This window comes from Citrobacter sp. JGM124, assembly GCF_018257795.1.
Classification (GTDB): Bacteria; Pseudomonadota; Gammaproteobacteria; order Enterobacterales; family Enterobacteriaceae; genus JGM124.
In genome coordinates this window covers 81,824-103,802 of sequence record NZ_JAERJD010000008.1, presented here as the reverse complement: position 1 = coordinate 103,802, position 21,979 = coordinate 81,824, and the positions used below count along the sequence as shown (strand labels likewise).

General features: G+C 48.3%; 25 protein-coding genes. 12 read left to right on the top strand and 13 right to left on the bottom strand.

Annotation, left to right across the window (positions count from 1 at the left end; translation table 11 throughout):
- Positions 1-19 precede the first annotated feature (19 nt).
- A complete protein-coding gene (locus JK154_RS12510; RefSeq protein WP_211992879.1) occupies positions 20-898 on the bottom strand; it encodes a nitrilase family protein in 879 nt (292 codons plus the stop codon).
- A 35-nt stretch (positions 899-933) separates the two neighbouring features.
- Positions 934-1,704, bottom strand: a complete 771-nt coding sequence (locus JK154_RS12505; protein WP_211992878.1) for a glutamine amidotransferase — start codon at positions 1,702-1,704, stop codon at positions 934-936.
- A 224-nt stretch (positions 1,705-1,928) separates the two neighbouring features.
- Between JK154_RS12505 and JK154_RS12500 the strand changes: the two genes are divergently transcribed.
- The 7 genes from JK154_RS12500 (at position 1,929) to JK154_RS12470 (ending at position 9,069) form a co-directional block, all read left to right on the top strand.
- On the top strand, positions 1,929-2,921 hold the full coding sequence (locus JK154_RS12500; RefSeq protein WP_211992877.1) for an ABC transporter substrate-binding protein: 993 nt from the start codon (positions 1,929-1,931) through the stop codon (positions 2,919-2,921).
- A 14-nt stretch (positions 2,922-2,935) separates the two neighbouring features.
- Complete coding sequence (locus JK154_RS12495) at positions 2,936-3,643, top strand: M24 family metallopeptidase (RefSeq protein WP_211992876.1); 708 nt, start codon at positions 2,936-2,938, stop codon at positions 3,641-3,643.
- 53 nt (positions 3,644-3,696) lie between these two features.
- A complete protein-coding gene (locus tag JK154_RS12490; RefSeq protein WP_211992875.1) occupies positions 3,697-4,476 on the top strand; it encodes an ABC transporter ATP-binding protein in 780 nt (259 codons plus the stop codon).
- Entirely contained in the window at positions 4,469-5,272 is an 804-nt protein-coding gene (locus JK154_RS12485; protein ID WP_211992874.1) for an ABC transporter permease, read from the top strand. Before JK154_RS12490 ends, JK154_RS12485 begins: the two co-directional genes overlap by 8 nt.
- A gap of 21 nt (positions 5,273-5,293) precedes the next feature.
- Positions 5,294-6,343, top strand: a complete 1,050-nt coding sequence (locus tag JK154_RS12480) for a LacI family DNA-binding transcriptional regulator (protein ID WP_211992873.1) — start codon at positions 5,294-5,296, stop codon at positions 6,341-6,343.
- Positions 6,344-6,358: 15 nt separating this feature from the next.
- The gene (locus JK154_RS12475; protein ID WP_211992872.1) at positions 6,359-7,507 is read left to right on the top strand and encodes a M20 family metallopeptidase; all 1,149 of its coding nucleotides are present in this window, start codon (positions 6,359-6,361) and stop codon (positions 7,505-7,507) included.
- A gap of 227 nt (positions 7,508-7,734) precedes the next feature.
- The gene (locus JK154_RS12470) at positions 7,735-9,069 is read left to right on the top strand and encodes a hemolysin family protein (protein ID WP_211992871.1); all 1,335 of its coding nucleotides are present in this window, start codon (positions 7,735-7,737) and stop codon (positions 9,067-9,069) included.
- A gap of 115 nt (positions 9,070-9,184) precedes the next feature.
- On the opposite strand, the gene JK154_RS12465 is transcribed toward JK154_RS12470, so the two are convergent.
- From JK154_RS12465 to JK154_RS12450, 4 genes are all read right to left on the bottom strand, one after another.
- Positions 9,185-9,391, bottom strand: a complete 207-nt coding sequence (locus JK154_RS12465) for a DUF1107 domain-containing protein (RefSeq protein WP_211992870.1) — start codon at positions 9,389-9,391, stop codon at positions 9,185-9,187.
- 374 nt (positions 9,392-9,765) lie between these two features.
- On the bottom strand, positions 9,766-10,506 hold the full coding sequence (gene cysQ, locus JK154_RS12460) for a 3'(2'),5'-bisphosphate nucleotidase CysQ (protein WP_211992869.1): 741 nt from the start codon (positions 10,504-10,506) through the stop codon (positions 9,766-9,768).
- 120 nt (positions 10,507-10,626) lie between these two features.
- Complete coding sequence (locus JK154_RS12455; protein ID WP_211992868.1) at positions 10,627-11,559, bottom strand: Rpn family recombination-promoting nuclease/putative transposase; 933 nt, start codon at positions 11,557-11,559, stop codon at positions 10,627-10,629.
- A 123-nt stretch (positions 11,560-11,682) separates the two neighbouring features.
- Positions 11,683-12,906, bottom strand: a complete 1,224-nt coding sequence (locus JK154_RS12450; RefSeq protein WP_211992867.1) for an MFS transporter — start codon at positions 12,904-12,906, stop codon at positions 11,683-11,685.
- 69 nt (positions 12,907-12,975) lie between these two features.
- On the opposite strand from JK154_RS12450, the gene JK154_RS12445 reads away from it, so the two are divergent.
- A complete protein-coding gene (locus JK154_RS12445) occupies positions 12,976-13,398 on the top strand; it encodes a helix-turn-helix domain-containing protein (RefSeq protein WP_211992866.1) in 423 nt (140 codons plus the stop codon).
- A 28-nt stretch (positions 13,399-13,426) separates the two neighbouring features.
- On the opposite strand, the gene JK154_RS12440 is transcribed toward JK154_RS12445, so the two are convergent.
- On the bottom strand, positions 13,427-13,813 hold the full coding sequence (locus tag JK154_RS12440; protein ID WP_211992865.1) for a helix-turn-helix domain-containing protein: 387 nt from the start codon (positions 13,811-13,813) through the stop codon (positions 13,427-13,429).
- 91 nt (positions 13,814-13,904) lie between these two features.
- On the opposite strand from JK154_RS12440, the gene JK154_RS12435 reads away from it, so the two are divergent.
- The 3 genes from JK154_RS12435 (at position 13,905) to JK154_RS12425 (ending at position 16,703) form a co-directional block, all read left to right on the top strand.
- Positions 13,905-14,771, top strand: coding sequence for an SDR family oxidoreductase (locus JK154_RS12435; RefSeq protein WP_211992864.1), 867 nt, complete (start codon positions 13,905-13,907; stop codon positions 14,769-14,771).
- Between the two features lie 61 nt (positions 14,772-14,832).
- Positions 14,833-15,660, top strand: coding sequence for an AraC family transcriptional regulator (locus JK154_RS12430; protein ID WP_211992863.1), 828 nt, complete (start codon positions 14,833-14,835; stop codon positions 15,658-15,660).
- A gap of 77 nt (positions 15,661-15,737) precedes the next feature.
- Positions 15,738-16,703 (top strand): DMT family transporter, encoded by a 966-nt coding sequence (locus JK154_RS12425; protein ID WP_211992862.1) that lies wholly within the window; start codon positions 15,738-15,740, stop codon positions 16,701-16,703.
- Between the two features lie 80 nt (positions 16,704-16,783).
- Here JK154_RS12425 and cycA read toward each other — a convergent pair whose 3' ends face one another.
- Entirely contained in the window at positions 16,784-18,187 is a 1,404-nt protein-coding gene (gene cycA, locus JK154_RS12420; protein WP_211992861.1) for a D-serine/D-alanine/glycine transporter, read from the bottom strand.
- 658 nt (positions 18,188-18,845) lie between these two features.
- Entirely contained in the window at positions 18,846-19,466 is a 621-nt protein-coding gene (fklB, locus tag JK154_RS12415) for an FKBP-type peptidyl-prolyl cis-trans isomerase (RefSeq protein ID WP_211992860.1), read from the bottom strand.
- Positions 19,467-19,688: 222 nt separating this feature from the next.
- On the opposite strand from fklB, the gene JK154_RS12410 reads away from it, so the two are divergent.
- Positions 19,689-20,282: a LysM-like peptidoglycan-binding domain-containing protein gene (locus JK154_RS12410; RefSeq protein ID WP_211992859.1), complete on the top strand. Its 594-nt coding sequence runs from the start codon at positions 19,689-19,691 to the stop codon at positions 20,280-20,282.
- Between the two features lie 65 nt (positions 20,283-20,347).
- Here JK154_RS12410 and rplI read toward each other — a convergent pair whose 3' ends face one another.
- The 4 genes from rplI to rpsF are packed head-to-tail and all read right to left on the bottom strand — an operon-like array spanning position 20,348 to position 21,789.
- A complete protein-coding gene (gene rplI / locus JK154_RS12405) occupies positions 20,348-20,797 on the bottom strand; it encodes a 50S ribosomal protein L9 (protein WP_211992858.1) in 450 nt (149 codons plus the stop codon).
- Positions 20,798-20,838: 41 nt separating this feature from the next.
- The gene (gene rpsR, locus JK154_RS12400; RefSeq protein ID WP_000135199.1) at positions 20,839-21,066 is read right to left on the bottom strand and encodes a 30S ribosomal protein S18; all 228 of its coding nucleotides are present in this window, start codon (positions 21,064-21,066) and stop codon (positions 20,839-20,841) included.
- Positions 21,067-21,070: 4 nt separating this feature from the next.
- Complete coding sequence (priB, locus tag JK154_RS12395; RefSeq protein WP_211993040.1) at positions 21,071-21,385, bottom strand: primosomal replication protein N; 315 nt, start codon at positions 21,383-21,385, stop codon at positions 21,071-21,073.
- An 8-nt stretch (positions 21,386-21,393) separates the two neighbouring features.
- Positions 21,394-21,789, bottom strand: coding sequence for a 30S ribosomal protein S6 (rpsF, locus tag JK154_RS12390; RefSeq protein ID WP_121266840.1), 396 nt, complete (start codon positions 21,787-21,789; stop codon positions 21,394-21,396).
- Positions 21,790-21,979: the final 190 nt, after the last annotated feature.

Genomic DNA, 21,979 nt, shown 5'->3' with positions numbered 1-21,979 from the left:
TTGCCGTCGTCATGACCAGTCAGTAGTGCCCAGCCTGAATACCGCTGCCCAGCATGTGGTCATACACATCACTGCGGCGATCTTTAAGTACCTGGTTAAAATCATTCCAACAGCGATGACGACGTGCATCGGCCAGATTTAACTCTGCCAGTAGGGTTTGTGGATCGTCGGCACTGGCGGGGCCCGATACCGGCCAGCCGGTATAACTCACCACCACGCTTTGACCAATAAAAGGCTGTCCACGCTCAGTTCCCACCCGGTTTGCCGCTGCCACAAATACGGAATTGCTGTGTGCCGCCGCCATTAGCAGAATATTAGCCATCGCTTCCCGTTTTGGGTCTTGCCCCGGGATAGGCACCCAATTGGTAGGAATACAAATAATTTCAGCCCCCTGTAAAGCGGCCAGGCGGAAGCTTTCCGGGAACCAGGAGTCATAGCAGATATGGCATCCCAGCGTTCCAATAGCCGTTTTAAAAACAGGGAATCCCAAGTTACCTGGGGTGAAAAATAATCCTTCATCCCCCCATAGGTGCACTTTACGATAGCGGCCTATGAAGCCTTCTGGCCCCAAAATCACCGCGCTATTGTACAAATCGTGCCCTTCTCGCTCGGTGATCCCTGCCACCAGATAAATCCCCAGGCGCTGTGCACAAGCAAGCCAGGCTTGGGTGCTTGTCCCTTCAGGGATTTCCTCAGCCAACTCCCAGGCTTCAGCGCGATCGGCAAAGACATAACCACTATTGCAAAGCTCGGGCAAGACCATGAGTGTTGCCCCCTGTGCCGCGGCCTGTTCAATTAATTGAATACTGGTAGCAACATTCTGTTTTACTGCACTAAAAACAGGCTCCATTTGAATGCAGGCAACCACCACAGGTGCTTCGGGATGAGCTAATATCATGAAATGACCTCCTCATGAGTTGTCAAAATAAATCGCTATCGGGCCGTTAACCAATTCAGCATATTGATCAGCAACTGCTTGTATCCCGGCCAGTCAATGAAACTTTGGGGCAACCAGTGTGGGCTAATGTCCGATGTCCAGACCAGGGTTCGCCCTTTTTGATACCGTCCTGTCACCAGAAGCGGGTACCCGCCCTGCTCGGCTGGTAACCTGGCGAGTACTGTGGCCCCTTCTTTCACGATCACTTCATTTGCGCCCAGCAAATAGGGCCATGGGCCGGTGATTCCATCCAGAATGGGATGACTTGACTGCCCGGCAACAATCTGTGGATGAAAACCTTCGGGAACTTCGATGCGATCATCAAAAGGCAGGCAATGTACGGGTAAGGCTTGCTCCACCGCGGTGCGGTGCCAGCGAGCCTTACCATCAATACCCTGGAAACTAAAATAGCCACCGAACATTGCCAAAGCTCCGCCTTCAGCAGTCCAGTCACGTAGAACGTTCAGGCGGTTAGGCACTGTTTTGCTGTGTAACCAGACATCCGGGTGCAGCAATAGTGTATTAGCGCCAATATCGGACAATAATATGACGTCATACTCGTTAAGGTCCTCTTTGGTAAAGGGAAGATCTTCCGCTGCCTGATGTGCTGGCAAATGCGTCAATACAAAATCACTCCCCTCCAATGCTGCAATCATCGCCTTAGCGCCAGAATGAAAGGTTACGCTCCCAAACTGATCAAACCCTTTGTAATGAGTCGCAGAACTTACCCAAGTTTCTCCCACTAATAACACTTTCTTTTTCGTCATGATAACGCCCCCTCCTTCAATGGATCATTTTAGTGCAGTAATGCACCATTTTTTCGCATAAGCATTCGTTATAATTGAACCGGTTCATTTATGATTATTTGATAATTTTGTTTTATAAATCAATATATAATTTTTTATAAAATATAATTGACATCAAACATTGAACCGATTCAATATAAAATCATCTGCATGATTATTCAACAACCAACACCAGGGGAAATAACATGAAAAAAATCATTTTATTGAGTGGTATCGCCTTAATGGCAGCCAATATGATTGCAGGCAGTGTCCCTGCAATGGCTGCCCAGAACCCACCTTTGACCAAGGTGACATTCATACAAGAGTGGCCTGTGGCGGATGGTTTTTGGATCCCCTGGATACTGGGTAAAGAAAAGGGTTTTTATGCTCAAGAAGGGATTGATTTAGATATCGTTGCACCGCCCACGGTAGCCGATACCATGAAATTCCTGGGAACCGGCCGCGCAGATGTCGCCTTTACCACACCGATGGACATTATTTTTGCCAAAGAACAAGGTGCCCCCGTCACTGCAATCGGCCGTTACAGTAAGGGGAATAACTGGGGGATTTTCAGTAACGAAGGTAAGCCCTATACCGTGGCAGAACTCAAGGGCAAAACAATAGGTATCTACAATGATGCCTGGACCAAGGCCCAATTGGCAATGATGCTACAAAGTGAAGGCCTGACACTGAATGATGTGAATATGGTGACGGCCGCCGATGATACCGTTCCGTTATTACTGCAAAAACGCGTGGATGCCATTACCGGCATCACCACTGCTGAAGGTACAGAAATGGTCACCATGGGCAAACAGAAGCCCGAGTTTTTATCTGCGGTAGCACATGGTGTGCCTGACATTCCTATCCTGATGTTCGCCGGTAATCAATCCTGGCTGGAAAAGAACCCACAACTGGCTAAAGCGTTCCTGCGCGCCACACAAAAAAGTATCGCTTATGCCGTTGAGCATCCAGATGAAGGAATTCAAGCCTTCTCTGATGCTTACAGCAAAGCCTATGACCCGGTTTATATCACTCAGCAATGGCAAGACACTATCCCGTTGCTCTCCCCGGTTGATAATCAGTCATTAAAACTGGATATCGACAACTGGAACGCCCTGCTGAATGCGGTAAGTGCACAGAATATGGTGAAAAACACACTACCTGCCGATCAATATTTTACTAATCAGTATCAGCCTTAAGAGAGGTCAGGCCTATGTCTCACTCCATCGCACTGCGCCCGGCGTGGTCCTATCGCCCGGGGCCTGATATTGCACCACATGCCCCTGCTGGTTTGTACCAGGTACAAACATTGGCAAAAAACGCAGCCGAAGCCGGGCTGGCTGCGGCCATGACAGGGATAAGTGAAATCGCCATTGAAACCGTTGTGCACGATTATTTGCTTCAAAATGGGGCTGCAGGCCTGTGGACGATTACCACCGTTGGGCTCGGGAAAAATGCACACACCTGCTTCCCCACTCATGGGCCAGGCAAATTCATCGCGGCAGCCCAGGATGTGTTGATTATTGATGTGCACCCCATCACTCCAGAGGGCTTCTGGGGGGACTGTACACGCAGCAAGGTGCTGGGCCACTACCCTGAGGCAGATCAAGCACTCGCGGATTTACAGCAGATTCATCAACAGACACTTGCCTATTGTCGGCCAGGCATTACCGCCAGTGAACTGTTTAAGTTTTGCCATAACTTACTGGTGCAACAAGGCTTTACTTTGCTGGACCTGCTGGGAAATATCGGCCATTCCCTCACCGCTGGTGAGGCTTACACTCATGGTTTCATCGATGCCAATAATCATACCCCCATGTGGGGAGCATGGGCGATAGAGCCTTTTGCTCAGCGTGGCGGAATAGCGGTAAAAGTTGAAGATTTGGTGTGGTTCGGTCGTGAACAATGCACAGTGCTGTAGTGATCATTCACCGTTATAACCGCTGCCATTATAGAAATGAATAAGGATACGCCATGTCTGTTCCTAAGCTTGCGATTCAAAAAGTTAGCAAAAATTTTGGGGCAATGACGGCCCTTGCCGCTACTGATTTGACCGTCGCCAGAGGTGAATTCATCTGTATTGTCGGCCCTTCGGGTTGTGGCAAAAGTACCCTGTTTAATTTAATTTCCGGTGTGTTATCCCCTGACAGTGGTCAGATACTGATAGATGGACACGACGTTACCGGAAAAAGTGGTCATGTGGGGTATATGTTGCAGAAAGATCTACTCCTCCCCTGGATGACCGTTATCGACAACATCGTATTAGGCGCTCGTTTAAGGGGTAGCGTGAGCCATGCACAGCGTAAAGAAGGAGCGGTATTGGCAGAACGATATGGGCTGGGCGAATTTATCGATCACTATCCGGCCTCCTTATCCGGGGGAATGCGTCAGCGCGTCGCGCTCATGCGAACACTGGCGATGAAACCCGATGTAATGTTACTGGATGAACCTTTTGGTGCTCTGGATTCACAGACCCGTTTATCCATGCAGCAGTGGCTGTTGACGGTCTGGGCCGAGCAGCAGAGCACCGTTATTTTTGTCACTCATGATATTGATGAAGCTATTTATCTGGCTGACCGAGTCGTGGTCATGTCTCCCAGGCCTGGACGTGTCCAACAGATCTTACCTGTTGATCTCCCGCGTCCCAGGCTGTTGTCGAGCCTGACCAGCAGCAGCTTTACCCTTTTAAAACGCCAAATTCTGGATCTGATTTATAACGATCATGCTGCTCAGGAGTCACCGATAAATGGATAAAAATAGAAAACTAATGCTGTCGATTGGCGGCCCAATTCTGGCATTCTTGCTCGTACTGGCTATCTGGGATCTGGCGGTACGTATTTATCAAATCCCACCCTATGTGTTGCCCTCACCAGAAATGACCTGGCAACATATATTATCTGACTGGCCAGTACTCTGGCTGGGCTTTCAAAGCACTTTCATCACATTTTTAATGGGGTTTGTGCTTGGTGCCGGAGCAGGATTCACTTTTGCCGTGCTGATGGATTCCACTCCCCTTACACGTAGCGTGTTATACCCCATTCTGATTGCCAGCCAGGCCGTGCCCGTCATCGCTATCTCGGCAGCCTTAACGATTTGGCTTGGTTTTGGTTTGGCCCCCAAACTGGTGATTGTCGCCCTGGTGGTATTTTTCCCGGTGGTCGTCAATGTTCTGGATGGTTTGAGTGCCGTGGATCGTGACATGCTTAACCTGGTTAAATCGATGGGGGGCTCCCGCTTGAGTATCTTCCGTTATGTGAAATTGCCCGCGACCTATACACCTCTGTTTTCAGCCCTTAAACTGTCCGCCACCTTCAGTGTCACAGGGGCAGTTATTGGAGAGTGGACCGCATCCACTAGCGGGGGTTTAGGTGCTTATTTACTGCAGGCCAACTCTCGCCTTAATACCGCAGGTACCTTTTCTGCGATAGGCCTGCTGGCAGTGTTGGGAGTAGTCAGTTTTCTGTTAGTCATTTTATTTGAGTACGTTATCACGCCCTGGCGTTCATCAGCGAAAGCACGTCGATGGTCGAGATATCGCGCCTCACATTAATAAATAATAGGGATATCAAACATGGTTGATGGCGTTACCAGAAGTGCGGCAATACGCCGCCCGACCATCCGTGATGTGGCTCAACTTGCCAAAGTCTCTGTGGGAACGGTGAGTGCTGTTATCAATAACAGTGGTCGCCCGGTTGCAGAGAATACCCGTGATCACGTATTACGCTGTATTGCCGAGTTAAACTTTGAACCAAACAGTGCCGCCAGGGGATTAAAGCATCAACGTTTATCTTCCGTGGGTTTTATTGTCCCCGATTTGAGTAACGCTTTTTTTGTGGATATCGCCGAAGGTATCCATAGTGTACTTGACCAAGTGGATTGCTTACTCGTTCTCTGCCTTACCGGGTCAGATATGCAACGAGAAGAATACTATGCCAAAGTACTGCGGACCCAGCGGCTGAATGGCGTTATCTACCTTTCGGGTAGCGGCTTACCAAGTCAGTCACTGCTGGCTCTCGCGCAGAAAGGATCTGTCGTGTTTGTCGATGAGTGTTTACCTGGGGTGGATATCCCCTTTGTCAGTTCACAAAATCTAATTGGCGCTCGTTCTCTGGCACAATATATTCTTGCCCAAAATCATCGCAAGCTGGCTATTGTGAGTGGCCCCCAAGGATTGTGGACCAGTGAACAGCGTCAGGCGGGTTTCCGGGAGGCCTTTATTGGTGCCAATATTGAACCTGATGCCGTGCCATTGGTACGGGGTGATTACACCGAAGCATCCGGACGGCAAGCTGCGGATTATCTGACCTCATTACCTAAAGATGAACGTCCAACAGCAGTACTGTGTGCCAATGACTTGATGGCGATTGGTTTTATTCACCGCTGTCAGGAGCTCAACATAAACGTACCAAAGGAAATAAGCGTCAGCGGCTTTGACGATATCCCCGAAGCTCGACTGTTACAACCGCAGCTGACCACGGTACGTCAGCCGGGGAGAGAAATGGGACGCGCGGCGGCAGCCTTATTACTCCAGCATATTGGTGCCCGCAGCCAGCCCGTTGAACAGCGAGATTTTGCTACTGAACTCTGTATCCGACAATCGGTTAGCCCACTATCACTCTGACTGAGAGAGATTTGTATGCCATCACAATCCCCGTGCGTTACACTGACCCAGCAACTACTGAGCTTTAATACGATAAATCCACCAGGTAACGAAACAGCCTGCATGGACTTTCTGGCGAATTGGTTAAAGCAGCAGGGCTTTGTGGTCAGGCAAATAGAATTTAGTGAACAACGCAGTAATCTGATAGCCCATTTACCGGGGGAAAAACCGGGTCTCCCGTTAGCGTTTACCGGGCATATAGATACGGTGCCATTAGGGAATCAGCCATGGCAGTACGATCCCTTTGGTAGTCAGACGATTGATGACCGTCTTTATGGACGAGGTAGTAGCGATATGAAGGCCGCAATTGCCGCCTTTATATTGGCCTGTGTGGCTTGCAAGACGATGATCCGCACGCAAAGCAGTGGCATCGTGCTGATACTCACGGGCGGCGAGGAGACGGGATGTGATGGCGTTCGCGCCCTGCTTGGCGGTTCAGAACTCCCTCAAGTTGCTGCTTTGATTGTGGGCGAGCCAACAGCCAATTACCCAGTGATTGGCCACAAAGGGGCACTCTGGTTACGGGCCACCACCCAAGGAAAAACCGCCCATGGGGCCATGCCAGAACTGGGCATTAATGCTATCTATTTAGCCAGTGATGCCATTAATAAAATTCGTCATTTTAGCGTCGGAGAGGCGCACCCGCTGATGAAACACCCGACCTTAAATGTCGGGTGCATTCAAGGAGGGCTTAATATTAACTCCGTCCCCGATCATACCCATTTTGATGTGGATATTCGCACAGCACCTAATCTTGAGCATAAACGTATTCGCCAGCGCCTGGCTGAAGAGCTGGGCAATGATGTGAGCCTCGAAACGCTGATAGACTTGCCCGCAGTATTAACCAGTAACCAACATCCCTGGATCCAGCAGGTCATGGCCCGCTGCCAGCGATTACACCAGGAACCTCTGCAGCCCCGAATTGTCCCCTACTTTACCGATGCTTCATTACTGCTGGCAGCTATCGGCCACCCTCCTTGCATTATTCTCGGCCCAGGTGAACCAAGCCAGGCACACCAAACCGATGAATATTGCCATATCAGTAAGCTGGTCGATGCCCAACAGCTGTACCAGACGTTAATTGAAGACTGGGCGAATAATGAGGCGGCGGCAGATAATCATTAAACACGTGCCTGACATGGCGAATGCTTTCATGCAATAACGGAGATACTGAAATAATGGACTGGAGAAAAAAACATCGTCGATGACCTCTGGCGGCCTGTCAAAACTTTAGGCTATACTACCAGCGCTACAATTATCGTTTTGATATCACTCGTTGTTGTTCGATATCTTTTCACCTGTCCGTTATAAATTACCCTCCAGAGGATCTGACCACAACAGTCAGATAAATTATGTTAAACAGTATTTTGATAATACTTATTCTTATTGCTATCAGTGCCTTTTTCTCCGTTTCAGAGATTTCTCTCGCGGCATCCCGCAAAATAAAACTTAAACTCCTGGCTGATGAAGGCAATATCAATGCCATGCATGTGCTTAAAATTCAGGAAACACCAGGAACCTTTTTCACCGTAGTACAGATTGGCCTGAACGCCGTGGCGATTCTGGGCGGTATTATTGGTGACGCGGCTTTTTCACCTGCATTCCAAGTACTGCTTGAGCGTTTCTTGTCCCCTGAGCTGTCAGAACAACTCAGTTTTATTTTATCCTTCACTGTAGTGACCAGTCTTTTTATCCTGTTTGCCGACCTGACCCCAAAACGCATTGCAATGATTGCACCTGAAGCTATTGCCCTTCGTATCATCAATCCAATGCGTTTCTGTCTGTACATATTTAAACCGTTGGTTTGGGTTTTCAATGGGCTGGCAAATTCGATATTTCGTCTTTTCAAACTCCCTATGGTCAGAAAAGACGATATCACTTCGGATGATATTTACGCCGTGGTGGAAGCAGGTGCGTTGGCGGGTGTACTCCGTAAACAAGAGCATGAACTCATCGAAAATGTATTTGAACTAGAATCACGCACGGTGCCTTCATCAATGACATCACGTGAAAACGTAATCTGGTTTGATTTACATGCTGATGAGCAGAGCCTGAAAGCCACTATTTCTGAACACTCCCATTCAAAGTTTTTAGTCTGTAATGGTGATATCGACCATATCGTTGGCTATGTTGATTCTAAAGACTTACTGAACCGTGTACTGGGCAATCAAAGTATGGCGCTTAACAGCGGGGTACAGCTGCGTAATGCCCTGATTGTGCCTGACACACTGACACTCTCTGAAGCCCTTGAAAGCTTTAAAAGTGCGGGTGAGGATTTTGCCGTCATTATGAATGAGTACGCTTTAGTGGTCGGGATCATCACACTAAACGATGTTATGACCACACTGATGGGGGATTTAGTCGGCCAGGGGATGGAAGAGCAGATTGTTGCCCGTGATGAACACTCATGGCTTATTGAAGGTGGTACCCCCATCGAGGATGTGATGCGCGTACTGGATATCGATGAATTCCCGCAATCCGGTAACTATGAAACCATTGGCGGGTTCATGATGTTTATGCTGCGGAAAATACCAAAGCGTACTGATTCCGTACTACTTGCAGGCTATAAGTTTGAAGTTGTTGATATTGATAACTACCGCATTGACCAGCTACTGGTCACGCGTATTGATACTAAAATGCCCTCGATAACTCCCAAGATCCCAGACCTGCCTGCCAGTCAGGAATAATTGCTGTCAAAGATGATAAAACATCACCTTTTTATTCAGTAATCTGAAGAGAAACGGCCCGTAACGGGCCGTTGAACCAGAGGAAAATCATGCCTTCCTCTTTTCCGCAATTTGTTTATATCGCCTCAGCCTGCATTCTCGTCACCTGACGGTTAACTTCAGACATCACTGAAAAGTGCTGCTTATCCTTGATCCTTGGGGTAAGGATTTTCCCTTTATCAAATTCAAATGCTCCGACGTCCTTGATATACAACCGTCCACGAAACAGGATCTTCACGTACTTAGCCACCTGGAGGGGATTGTAGCGTTGGAAAATTTTCATTTTTCTTTCTCTCCTGCAATAGTGTCGTCTCCGCGATACCACACTTGGTCCAACGAAATGAGACGAAAAATTTGATGCGTAAGAACTATAGTTCAGAAACAAATCTGCATCGAGTATGTATAAGTTTTTTTACTTAACGATGACAAAAAGTAAAAACTCATCACAACGAAACACCGTGTAAAAAATGCGGGTTTATTACGGAATAAGCGTTGTAATACCGAACAAACGGCTCCGAGAAAAGAGCGTTGGATCATTAGAGTGCTGCAACTGCCATCAAGTTCAGTCACCCATGTAAGGAATAAAGCAGACGTAAAGGAAGGGGAATACACTGGGATAAGGGACGCAGCAGACAGCAAGCCTGCTGCGCTGGTGAATCAGTAAACTGTTACGCGAAAGCCTGGATTGAGGAAGGACTCTCGGGGGGTATAATCGAGTACCCGACCTTCCCAGTCATGCACTTGAGCACCAGCAGCCACTGCGACCGCATGGCCTGCAGCCGTATCCCAGATATTCGTAGGCCCAAAACGGGGATAAAGCTGGGCTTGCCCATCAGCAACCAGGCAAAACTTAAGTGAGGAACCAACCGCCGTGGTATGGTGCTCACCCAACTGCTGCAAGTATTCTTTCAGTTCACCGTCACTATGAGAGCGGCTCACAACCACAGCGGGTGGATAAGCATTAGCTGTCTGAATCGCGTAACGAAGCCCATCCATTTCCTTCCAGGCTTTACCTTCAGCAGCTGCATACATGATATCCAGTACCGGGGCATAAACTACACCAAGTACAGCCGCCCCCTTATCGATGAGGGCAATATTAACGGTAAACTCACCGTTACGGTTGAGGAATTCTTTTGTGCCGTCCAGAGGATCAACCAACCAATAGCGTTGCCAGTGTTGTCGGGTAGCCCAGTCCTGTGGATCTTCTTCTGACAAGACCGGAATATCTGGCGTCAGGGCTTGTAAGCCTTTCACGATGATGCCATGGGCAGCAATATCCGCTGCGGTAACAGGGGTATCATCCGATTTTTTAACGGATTCAAGGGGTAACTTCCCTTCATAGACCTGCATAATTGCAGCGCCTGCTTCCCGCGCCAGTTGGCAAATTTTATCCAGCATTTTCCACCTCAAGTCATGTCCCAGTACTACATATCGAAAAAATTGTCTTATTTATAATCTATTGTGTTGTAATCCATGCTTAATAAGCAACATCTGGATGAACAACAACACTGACGTTTTTCAGTCATTCAACCGAACTAAGTCTGCCTCACTCAACCCGGTCATGTGCATAACAGATGCACCATCAATCCCATGTTTCAACATTGCCCGGGCGACATCCAGCTTGCCTTCCAGCTTCCCTCTCTGGATGCCACTCTGTTCCCCTAACGCAATACCTTTTTTTATTCCATTTTGCTCAAGCTGTTGTGCAATTGTCATCAGTTCTTCCTTATGTTGTGGTATCCGTAGTGCCAGCTCGCGAATAAAGGCTTCGGCATCCGCGGTGTCACCGGCCAAAACAATGTAATTGATCAATGCTACCACTTGGGTTGAAGCCAGGTGCCCGGCCAGCAGTAATGTCGCCAGCCGATCTATCAGTACTGCCAGATTACGCTGGCGAATATGCTTCTGCAACAGCGTTAAAGCCGCCATACTGCGATGGAGCATAATATCGTCATCGGGAATAACAGTGATATCCACGAGAGGAAAATCACTGCTATAAAGCCTTTTCGCCAGTTCCGGATCAGAAAACTCTTGTAGCCAGTTTGTCGAATAGGGGTAAGGTGTCCGCTTACCAGTATAAAATAAAACAGGAATAACGAGCGGTAGTTGCCGATGCCCCGCATCGAGATGGCTCTGCATGGCGGCCACAGCGTAACGTACCATACGAAAAGCCATATGCTTATCAGGACTGGACTGATGCTCAATCAGCACATGGATATAACCCTCCCCCCCATTCGTCGTTTTCATACTGTAGAGCACATCGCTGAAATACTGCCGCAGGCTCTCTTCAACAAAAGAACCATTCAGTAGCGTTAAGGTCGTAAAATCACAGATGGCGCAGAGTTCCGCTGGCAGGTGAAGCTCCATAAAATCACGGGCTATCTCAGGTAGCTTCAGGAACTGCCGGAAAGTGGCATCATGTGGTGTCGGTACACGGTTTTTTGGTTTCATCTATCCCGGCTCTAAAACGAACCTTCGCAGGATATGACGGTAGCACCGACGATAGATATCAATAAACCTGACAACTTCCCGCCCTCACCATCGCCCCTTTTTTAAGGGGCGCGGCACGAAGGATCAAACTCGCCGGGTGATTTTGGCGACCAGGATGGCACAAATCATCATAACCACCGCAGCCAGGAAGGTCAGCTGCATTCCTGCAGCAATAGAGGAGCCACTGGCCTGAGCAAATTCAGACGTTCCTGCACCATAAGAAAAGAGTGCCCCCATTCCGGATGCACCAATAATCAAACCGATGTTACGTGAAAGGTTCAGTAATCCAGATACCGTACCTTGCTGGTTCTTCGGTACATCCGTTAAGGTCGTGGTATTATTGGCGGCCTGAAATAACTGGTAGCCGGGAGTCAGAACCACAATCGCCAGTATATAGCCGGTAACCCCTGCCATATTGGGAAGGAAAGCGAACAGACAGGCACCCAGGGTTAACAGAATCAGCCCGGACAGCATCACCGGCGCACTTCCCCAGGTATCAACCAACCGACCAGAAGGCACTCCACTGACAATGGAAATAACGGGCCCTATCGCCATGATCATACCCACCAGGGCGGCTGGCAGCATCAGGCCCAGACTCAGAAAGTAAGGCCCAACCAATAGCGTGGTCATCATGATGGCGAACACTAACAAATTCAGAACAAGGCTCGGTATCAGTCGTTTGTTCAGTACCGACCATAAACTGGCAGCAGCAACTCGATTTTTCCCATAACCACCTGGTAATGTTACAACAGCAAAGATAAAGGCAATACCTGCCAACAGGCACTGCAGTACAAAGAGACTTCGCCACCCCGTCAGTTCAATCAGTACGCCTCCAAGAGAAGGACCAAGTGCCATACCTAACGCAGAAACTGTGCCGAGTAACCCCATCGCTCGTCCAATACGATCAGGCCCTGCGGTTTGACGAGCCAGAGCCATCGAGAGCGTCATTAGAAATGCGGCACCAACCCCCTGAAGTGTGCGAGCACCCACTAACAACCACAGATTTGTAGCCACACCACAAAGCAGCGAAGACAGACCAAAAATAATAAGCCCAATGATCAACATCGGTTTTAACCCATGACGGTCACCTGACCGCCCTGCAACCACCACCGTAATAGTCAATGCGGCCAAATAGGCAACCACAACAGCCTGGACTTGAACAAAAGGGGCTGAAAAGACGCTACCTAATGTGGGTAACGCAATATTGGCAATACTGGTTCCAAGCGAAGCCAGTAACATGGATAACGCCAGTGTGGTTGTGATCCCCGCCTGCCCTGTTGCTGCTGATGGTAATTCAGACTGCTGCATTCTGTTTCTCTCTTGCCTGAAGTGGAGGTGGAGCGCATGATACGAGTTAAAGTCAACTTCAGGTCAAGTATGAAATTTCTCGATATTGGTGAAGTCACTGCCCAAACGGGCGTGAAACCTTCCGCTCTCCGCTATTATGAAAAGGTGGGACTGATCTCCTCAAGTTCACGCCTCGGCCTACGACGGCAGTTTCCACAAGAAGTACTGTTGCAGATTAAACTTATCATGATGGGAAAGTCAGCAGGTTTCTCACTGGAAGAAATAGCCAGTATGTTTTCTGACAGGGGAACACCAGAACTACCCCGGGTAATGTTGCATCAAAAAGCGGATCAGATAGACCAGCAAATCCACAAGCTGATAGCCCTGCGTGATACTTTACGACACGTGGCAGACTGCCCGGCATCTTCCCATATGGAGTGCCCTACTTTTATACGTCTGGTTGAAATGGCAGGAAAAAACCACCTTAAACAGCAGCGAAAAAAAGCCGAATAACCACAGGTATAAAAAACCATCAGACATTTTACTGGCTGCGGGAAGCCTCAACCCGTGGCAAGTTGATCTCTATCCAGTCTGCTAACGCTTCAACTTTTTCTGCTATCTCAACGCCTAATGGCGTTAAGGTATATTCAACGTGCGGGGGGACCACTGGATAGGCGTGACGCACAACAAAACCATCTGCTTCTAGCCACTGTAGCGTTTGGGCCAGCATTTTTTCACTGACCCCACCCATCTTGCGTCTTAACTCACTAAAACGATGAGTCCCCCGTTGTAAGGCTATCAAAATTAACACCCCCCAACGGCTAGTAACGTGTTTCAAAACATCCCGAGAGGGGCAACGAGCTGAGAATAAGTCTCCATCACGCTGTTGCTCAGACAACAGACGAACGCCGGTAGTGAGATCACGCATTCATACTTACCTTTTTGTACGTACTTACTAAAAGTTAGCTATGATGATAGTGTGACACAACATTGTTAAAACATCACGCAGGAGAATTCCTATGCTAGCCATCACAGGTGCATCCGGCCAATTAGGCCGACTGGTTATTGAACAGTTATTAACAAAAGTCCCTGCCGAAGAACTGGTTGCGGTGGTACGTAATCCAGCCAGGGTGAGTGACCTTGCACAGGCAGGCGTGCAAGTCCGCACTGCAGATTACAATGATGTGGCCGCACTCACGGCGGCATTCTCTGGCGTTGAAAAAGTCCTGCTTATCTCTTCCAGTGAAGTTGGTCAACGCGTAGCACAGCATCGCCACGTGATTGAAGCAGCTAAAAAGGCTGGTGTGAAACTGATTGCCTATACCAGTTTACTCCATGCAACCAACTCCCCACTCGGACTGGCAGCAGAACATGTGGCAACAGAGCAACTGCTCAGTGAGTCAGGCATTCCTTTTGTACTGTTGCGTAACGGCTGGTATAGCGAAAACTACCTCGCCTCTCTGCCTCCGGCACTGCAACACGGTGTCTTCATTGGCAGCGCTGGCGAGGGTAAAATTGCTGCTGCACCACGGGCGGATTATGCGGCAGCCGCCGCCAGTGTCCTGACTCTGGACAACCAGAACGGTAAAGTTTACGAACTGGCCGGTGATGATGCCTGGACCCTGACAGAGCTGGTTGCTGAAATCAGTCGACAAACCGGTACCCCACTTCATTACCAGAACCTGAGTGAGGCTGACTTCAAGGCTGCGTTACTCAGTGCCGGCTTGCCTGAAGGGCTGGCCGCAATGCTGGCAGATTCCGATATTGGTGCTTCCAAAGGTGGACTATTTGATGGGCAACGTCAGCTTAGTCAGTTAATTGGTCATCCGACTGAGGCACTCAGTATCAGCGTTAAAAAAGCTCTGGTAGCACTGAACGGTGGCTAATTTCTGGTTCTCCCCACAGACTTATCTATAATGTGGGGGATAACCGAACTGGAGAAATACAGTGCAAGGCGTTCCCGCCTCTTTTCATGATGAACGCGACAGGGCTCAATTCCGACACCTCCCGCAGTTGGATGGCGTTGAGCTCTATCACGCCCATATAACGAAATATGCTTTCGAGCCTCATACCCATGAGGCTTTTGGTATTGGGGCTATCACGCTGGGGGCGGAACGATTTCGCTACCGCGGTGAACAATTAGTCGCGCCGGTCAACTCATTAGTATTAATGAACCCTGATGAGCTGCACACCGGTGAATCTGCCAGTGAGCATGGCTGGCAGTATCGTATGATTTACCTGGAACCTGATTTTCTGGAATCACTTACCGGTGAACATAACTGGTGGTTTAATTCTGCCGTCAATCATCATGTCTCGGGGGCGCAACGCGTTGCCAGACTGATCGGTGAATTATGGCAGGCATCAGACACCCTGACACAACAGGGGTTGCTCCTTAATTTAGTCGACACCTTCCGTCCTTATGCTTGCCACTCGCCGGGCAAAGCTCCAGATGCAGCACACCGGTTTATGCGAGTACGAGAGTACCTCTATGATAACTACATGCATAACATCACGCTGGATCAACTCGCGGCACAAGTCTGCCTGAGCCCGTACCACTTTCAACGCCAGTTTAAGGCTCACTACCATGTCACCCCACACCAAATGCTGATGGCCATTCGTCTTTGGTATGCCAAACAGTTTCTGACTCGGGGCATCCCTGCAGCTGAAGTGGCTGCCCGCTGCAGACTGACAGATCAAGCCCACCTGACCAGAGCCTTTACCTTACGCTATGGCATTACACCGGTTCGTTACCAAAAACAAGTAAGAAGCAGGTAAAAGAGCAACCTGGTACAATACCGCTGTCGTTAAGCCCCCTACACTGGCGTTATATTGTGACTCTGTAGGATGAGAAAATGTTGACTGGCGTGTTATATGCCCTACTGGCCGGGATCATGTGGGGGTTGATTTTTGTTGGCCCCATGATAGTGCCGGATTACTCCGCCGCTTTGCAGGCTACCGGCCGCTATCTGGCTCTGGGGCTTATTGCTGTCCCTATTGCCTGGCTGGGACGCCGGCGTTTGCGGACACTCACCCTCAGCGACTGGCTTACCGCTCTGAAACTTTCCACCTTCGGTAACCTTGTCTATTACCTTTGTCTCGCCAGTGCGATTCAACGTACTGGCGCGCCTATTTCGACCATGATTATTGGCACGCTTCCTGTGGTAATACCTATCTTTGCGAATCTGCTGTATAGCAAACAAGATGGTAAATTGCCCTGGCGTCGCCTCACACCATCACTGGTGGTGATTGCAGCCGGTTTAATCATGGTAAATATTGCTGAATTGCGCCATGAGCCACTCAACTTTAGCTGGTGGCGCTATGTGAGTGGCATTCTTCTTGCCATGATTGCGGTGGTCTGCTGGGCATGGTATGCCCTGCGCAATGCCCGCTGGCTACGTGAAAATCAGGATAAAAACCCGATGATGTGGGCAACAGCTCAGGGACTGTCGACACTGCCTTTATCACTGATTGGTTATATTGTGGTCTGCCTCTGGACAGCTCAGGATAACAGTAACTTTGCGTTGCCTTTTGGCCCTCGACCATTCATCTTTGTGGGTCTCATGTTAGCAATAGCCATTCTCTGCTCCTGGGTCGGTAATCTGTGCTGGAATATTGCTTGCCAGCGTCTGCCTACCGTGATTGCCGGGCCGTTAATGGTATTCGAAATACTTACTGGTCTGGCTTATGCTTTTATGCTGCGTCAAAGCTGGCCGCCACTATTAACCATGACAGGCATTTTCTGCTTGATCATCGGCGTGGTACTGGCAATCAGTTCTAAACCCGAAAAACCGCACGTCACCCCAGCATCAGAAACATAAAAAAAGCAGGAGAGTTAATCTCTCCTGCTCTGTGTATGGATTGTGGCGACAGGCTGATTAGCGGCCTGTCGTTATCTTGCTTATTTTGCTGATGTTCTTTTCGACAAAAAGAACCAACCAATCCCTAGCAGTACGAACCACAACGGCGTCACCATAAGTGCTTCACGCGTATCCTGTTCCAACGTCAGCAGTACCACAACCGCAGCAAAAAACGTGATACAAACCCAGCACATCAGTTTACCCAGTGGCATCTTAAAGATGGAGTTCTGGTGCAATTGTGGGCTGCGTTTACGGTAAGCTAAATAGGAGCAGAGGATGATAGTCCAGACAAACATAAACAGAATCGCGGAAACGGTGGTTATCATTGTAAACGCAGAGATAACGTTAGGGTTTACATACAACATCACCACCCCACCTAACAGACACATACAAGAGAAAGTTAACCCCTTCGCCGGGACGGCCCGTTTAGAGAGTTTAGCAAAAGCTTTAGGGGCCACACCGTCCTGGGCGAGGCCATAGAGCATACGGCTGGTAGAGAAAATACCACTGTTCGCTGAAGATGCGGCTGAAGTCAGTACCACGAAATTGATAATACTTGCCGCCGCAGGCAAGCCCACAAGGACAAATAACTCAACAAATGGGCTTTTCTCTGGTACCACGGAGCTCCATGGTGTTACAGACATAATAATTATCAGAGAAAAAACGTAGAACATGATGATGCGTAATGGAATTGAGTTAATCGCCCGTGGTAATGATTTTTCTGGGTCCTTAGTCTCAGCCGCAGTAGTCCCAACCAGTTCAATACCCACAAAAGCAAAAATCGCTATCTGGAAGCCGGCAAAGAAGCCACTGAGCCCTTTAGGAAACCAACCGCCATCATTCCACAAATTAGTGAAAGAGGCTTCAACACCTGATGGAGAATGGAAATGCATCGCAATCATCACCAAACCGATGACGATCAAAGCAACAATGGCGACAATTTTGATCATAGCAAACCAAAATTCCATCTCACCAAACATTTTTACCGTGACCAGATTCAGGCCAAGCAGTAACAGTATTACTGCCAACGAAGCCACCCAGTCTGATAATCCAGGAAACCAAAACTGGGCATAAGAGGTGATCGCCACCACATCAGCCATTCCAGTAACAACCCAGCAAAACCAATAAGTCCAGCCTGTAAAATAACCCGCCCAAGGTCCCAGTAAGTCGGCAGCAAAATCGCTGAAAGACTTATATTCAAGGTTAGAAAGCAGTAACTCACCCATTGCTCGCATAACAAAGAACAGCATAAAACCGATTATCATATAAACAAAAATAATCGACGGCCCGGCAAGACTGATGGTTTTACCCGATCCCATAAATAATCCGGTACCAATGGCACCACCAATAGCAATAAGCTGAATATGCCGGTTGGTCAGATTACGCCGGAGTGATTGTTCAGGCTGAGTCTTCTCAGGCTCTGCATTTTTTACCTGTTCTGTCATAGATTTTTCCTGTACCTGTCTGAATTCAGGCTCTTCTGGCCTGTATTTATGGTAGTTAAGACAATGATCATTAATGATTCCAGTGCCCTGACTACTATGTTCATGACTGCCTGCACAGCCATAGCTATTGATATTCTTATGCCTTGTCCTGGTTACTCTCGCTATTATTATCTTAGCGGCTGTTATTACCTGTGTTGTGGCTATCGTTATTGATATTGCTCATATAACACTCTGACAATAATAAGAAAAAATCACAATCGTGAATACTTATACAACGCCATAATATTAATTTATTATATAAATCCAGTATGAAATGCTCATTTCACATACAAATTACTGTGCCTTTCACCAAAAAAGCATCTTACTATAAAATAAAATTTTATTTTTTGAATATCGATGAATAAACTTAGAAAGATACAGTAGAAATAATAAAAATATTGATGCCTCACAGTTGGCTGAATGTAACCCAACAGACTGCAATGAAACTTACCCTGCATGCCCGGAGAAAATATCGAAAACCAGACGGCGTCGCCCCTTTGCTTAACATGTTTAAATACCCTCTCGACTTGCTCTGAATACCCCCTCAATTCGTACAGGAAGATCACTTAATCAAAAAAAACGGCCCTCAATAGGGCCGTTTAATACTGTCAGCTGGTGATTATAAAATATCTAACAGTTCAACTTCAAAAATCAGGGTGCTGAATGGTGGAATAGAGGCACCCGCACCACGTTCACCGTAAGCAAGGTTGTAAGGAATAGCCAGTTCCCATTTGGAACCCACTGGCATTAATGTCAGCGCTTCAATCCAGCCAGCAATAACACCATTAACCGGGAATTCAGCTGGCTCGCCACGCTGCACAGAACTGTCAAACACCGTCCCATCAACCAGTTTACCCGTATAATGGACACGGACATGATCCGTACGAGCAGGAATAGCACCGTCACCCTGGGTCAGTACACGAAATTGCAGGCCTGATTCAGTGCTATTCACACCTTCTTGTTGCGCGTTAGCATCCAGGTATTTCTGACCTTCCACAGCCAGCTCTTTTTGACGTTCCTGACGAACTGCATCAGCACGTTCATGCACTTCACGCAGAGCACGGTGAACCACATCCACCGGGACTACAGGAGCATTGCCTTCTAATGCATCAGTCAGTCCAGCGAGTAACGCTTCTGGCAGTAAACCCTCTAAGCCGGATTCACTGAGTTGCTGGCCTATTTGTAAACCAATACCGTAGCTTGCTTGTGCTTCAACGCTGTCAAAAGCAGGAGTTGTCATGGATTATCCTTTCATAAGGTTTGAATATCAGGGGCAAGCATAACAGTGTTCTACCTGCCCGGTAAATGCAAATGCCCCGTAGGTGACAAATCCAAATAAAACGGGAACAATGTTATATAAAAATAACAGGCTGCATTTAGCCACTTCAAAACCGACTATTTCCCAATGCATAAGGCAGCATGCGTTATACAATGAACGTCTGTAGACATGAGGGGGTTACCGATGGGATTCGCCGTTAAGCCATGGTTGACAAAGATTTGGCACGCACCTGAACAGTTTCGTATTCTGGACCCACTTCCTCCTGCTCATCGCCGTGGAATTATTGCCTGCGCTCTGTTGATTGTGGTTTGCTTCTTATGGCCGGCCAAATCGCCCCAGCGCCTTCAGCCACAGGTGATCTCACTCGACTCACAGGCAGCACAACCACTGCAGGCCAACCTGGTTGTCCCGTCTTACAATGCCAGTGAGAATGAACGTAACAGTTCACCAGCCGCAGAGGCTTCCTCCACGTCACGGTCTGAGACACCCGTGCAAGATAATGATACCTCCCTCCCTTTGCGTACCTACCAGATTGCACCAGGGCAGACGATGGCACAGCTCTTTCGCGATAATAATTTACCCCCGACGGACGTCTATGCAATGGCTCAAGTCGAAGGAAATGATAAACCTCTGAGTAACCTGCAAGCGGGCCAAACGGTTCACATTCGCGAAAATAAAGAAGGTATGGTCACAGATCTGACGATTGAAAATGAAAAAGACAACAAGCAAGTCCATTTCATCCGCCAGCAAGATGGGAGTTTTATACTAAGCCGTTGATGTTGCACTTTATAAAGTAAAACGCCAGCACGAGGCTGGCGTTTAACAACGATATGCAGAATTAATTATTCAGCAACAACGTTGATGGTCAGTTTTGCGAATACTTCGCTGTGAACCTGGAAGTCCACTTCGTGCTCACCGGTAGTGCGCAGAACGCCGTTCGGCAGGCGAACTTCACTCTTAGCAACGTCAGCGCCAGCTGCAGTAACTGCATCAGCGATATCACGTGTACCGATAGAACCGAACAATTTACCTTCATCACCAGCTTTAGAAGTGATGACGACAGTTTCCAGTGCTGTAATTTTCGCAGCACGTGCTTCGGCAGCAGCCAGAACGTCAGCCAGTTTAGCTTCCAGTTCAGCACGACGAGTTTCGAAAAATTCAACATTTTTCTTAGTTGCCGGGACAGCTTTACCCTGTGGTACTAAGAAGTTACGAGCATAACCCGCTTTAACGTTAACCTGATCACCCAGGCTACCCAGGTTTGCTACTTTATCAAGCAGAATAACTTGCATTACCTTATCCTCTCAAAGTCGTATTAATGGACCGTGACCGATTACTGATGGCGATCAGTGTACGGCAGCAGAGACAGGTAGCGAGCGCGTTTGATTGCGCGAGCCAGCTGACGCTGATATTTAGCACGGGTACCGGTGATACGGCTTGGGACAATCTTACCGCTTTCGGTGATGTAGTTTTTCAGCGTAGCGATATCTTTATAGTCTATCTCTTGAACGCCTTCCGCGGTGAAACGGCAGAACTTGCGACGACGGAAATAACGTGCCATATGGCTAGTCTCCAGAATCTATCAATTCAATCTGCTCGGCATGCAATACCATTTTGTTCAGGCCATTTTTTGTCTGATGACAACTGATAAAGCCATGAACAACTAATTGCGCACCGACCGTTATACTGTGAGTAATGGCTTGGTTCGCTTGCCCGCTAACTATCACTGGCATTCGGCACCACGCCTGCCGATTAAGACCGGCTTCCTTTTGTACAGAACGATGCTCAAGCACGAACTGACAATGAGGAATTCCTGAGGGGCTGACCTTACGAAGTGGTGTCTTGCACACAGTGCCAGACAACATCAGTCGGTTGGTCATCATCAGAATTACTCTTCAGAATCCCCAGCATCTGCATCATCAGCGGTTTCGCTAGCGAAATCATCACGACGCTCACGGCGTTCATCTTTCGCTTTAACCATTGGAGATGCTTCGGTAACCGCGTGCTTAACGCGCATAACCATGCTGCGGATAACGGCGTCGTTGAAGCGGAAGTTAGTTTCCAGCTCATCAATCACTTCCTGCGGCGCTTCAACGTTCAGCAGAACGTAGTGAGCTTTGTGCAGTTTGTTGATTGGGTAAGCCAGCTGACGGCGGCCCCAGTCTTCCAGACGGTGGATCGTACCTTCTGCTGCAGTGATTGCACCAGTGTAACGTTCGATCATACCCGGAACCTGTTCGCTCTGGTCAGGATGGACCATAAAAACGATTTCGTAATGACGCATCGAATTGCTCCTTACGGATTATTCAGCCTCCTGTCAGGGTCAGCCGCGGCCCATGGAAGCAAGGAACGTTGTTTAAAAGGCGGCTGAAAAATTGACGCGTAATGATACTTATACCGCCGGACAAACTCAAGGCCTGAAGGGTTTAATTCTAATCAAAAGATAAAATAATATTTAATCCAATGAATTCAAA

Bases quoted from the DNA above. Each gene is read 5' to 3' on its own strand.
- JK154_RS12510 (WP_211992879.1), bottom strand. From the start codon at position 898: ATGATATTAGCTCATCCCGAAGCACCTGTGGTGGTTGCCTGCATTCAA.
- JK154_RS12505 (WP_211992878.1), bottom strand. From the start codon at position 1,704: ATGACGAAAAAGAAAGTGTTATTAGTGGGAGAAACTTGGGTAAGTTCT.
- JK154_RS12500 (WP_211992877.1), top strand. From the start codon at position 1,929: ATGAAAAAAATCATTTTATTGAGTGGTATCGCCTTAATGGCAGCCAAT.
- JK154_RS12495 (WP_211992876.1), top strand. From the start codon at position 2,936: ATGTCTCACTCCATCGCACTGCGCCCGGCGTGGTCCTATCGCCCGGGG.
- JK154_RS12490 (WP_211992875.1), top strand. From the start codon at position 3,697: ATGTCTGTTCCTAAGCTTGCGATTCAAAAAGTTAGCAAAAATTTTGGG.
- JK154_RS12485 (WP_211992874.1), top strand. From the start codon at position 4,469: ATGGATAAAAATAGAAAACTAATGCTGTCGATTGGCGGCCCAATTCTG.
- JK154_RS12480 (WP_211992873.1), top strand. From the start codon at position 5,294: ATGGTTGATGGCGTTACCAGAAGTGCGGCAATACGCCGCCCGACCATC.
- JK154_RS12475 (WP_211992872.1), top strand. From the start codon at position 6,359: ATGCCATCACAATCCCCGTGCGTTACACTGACCCAGCAACTACTGAGC.
- JK154_RS12470 (WP_211992871.1), top strand. From the start codon at position 7,735: ATGTTAAACAGTATTTTGATAATACTTATTCTTATTGCTATCAGTGCC.
- JK154_RS12465 (WP_211992870.1), bottom strand. From the start codon at position 9,391: ATGAAAATTTTCCAACGCTACAATCCCCTCCAGGTGGCTAAGTACGTG.
- cysQ (WP_211992869.1), bottom strand. From the start codon at position 10,506: ATGCTGGATAAAATTTGCCAACTGGCGCGGGAAGCAGGCGCTGCAATT.
- JK154_RS12455 (WP_211992868.1), bottom strand. From the start codon at position 11,559: ATGAAACCAAAAAACCGTGTACCGACACCACATGATGCCACTTTCCGG.
- JK154_RS12450 (WP_211992867.1), bottom strand. From the start codon at position 12,906: ATGCAGCAGTCTGAATTACCATCAGCAGCAACAGGGCAGGCGGGGATC.
- JK154_RS12445 (WP_211992866.1), top strand. From the start codon at position 12,976: ATGAAATTTCTCGATATTGGTGAAGTCACTGCCCAAACGGGCGTGAAA.
- JK154_RS12440 (WP_211992865.1), bottom strand. From the start codon at position 13,813: ATGCGTGATCTCACTACCGGCGTTCGTCTGTTGTCTGAGCAACAGCGT.
- JK154_RS12435 (WP_211992864.1), top strand. From the start codon at position 13,905: ATGCTAGCCATCACAGGTGCATCCGGCCAATTAGGCCGACTGGTTATT.
- JK154_RS12425 (WP_211992862.1), top strand. From the start codon at position 15,738: ATGTTGACTGGCGTGTTATATGCCCTACTGGCCGGGATCATGTGGGGG.
- cycA (WP_211992861.1), bottom strand. From the start codon at position 18,187: ATGACAGAACAGGTAAAAAATGCAGAGCCTGAGAAGACTCAGCCTGAA.
- fklB (WP_211992860.1), bottom strand. From the start codon at position 19,466: ATGACAACTCCTGCTTTTGACAGCGTTGAAGCACAAGCAAGCTACGGT.
- JK154_RS12410 (WP_211992859.1), top strand. From the start codon at position 19,689: ATGGGATTCGCCGTTAAGCCATGGTTGACAAAGATTTGGCACGCACCT.
- rplI (WP_211992858.1), bottom strand. From the start codon at position 20,797: ATGCAAGTTATTCTGCTTGATAAAGTAGCAAACCTGGGTAGCCTGGGT.
- rpsR (WP_000135199.1), bottom strand. From the start codon at position 21,066: ATGGCACGTTATTTCCGTCGTCGCAAGTTCTGCCGTTTCACCGCGGAA.
- priB (WP_211993040.1), bottom strand. From the start codon at position 21,385: ATGACCAACCGACTGATGTTGTCTGGCACTGTGTGCAAGACACCACTT.
- rpsF (WP_121266840.1), bottom strand. From the start codon at position 21,789: ATGCGTCATTACGAAATCGTTTTTATGGTCCATCCTGACCAGAGCGAA.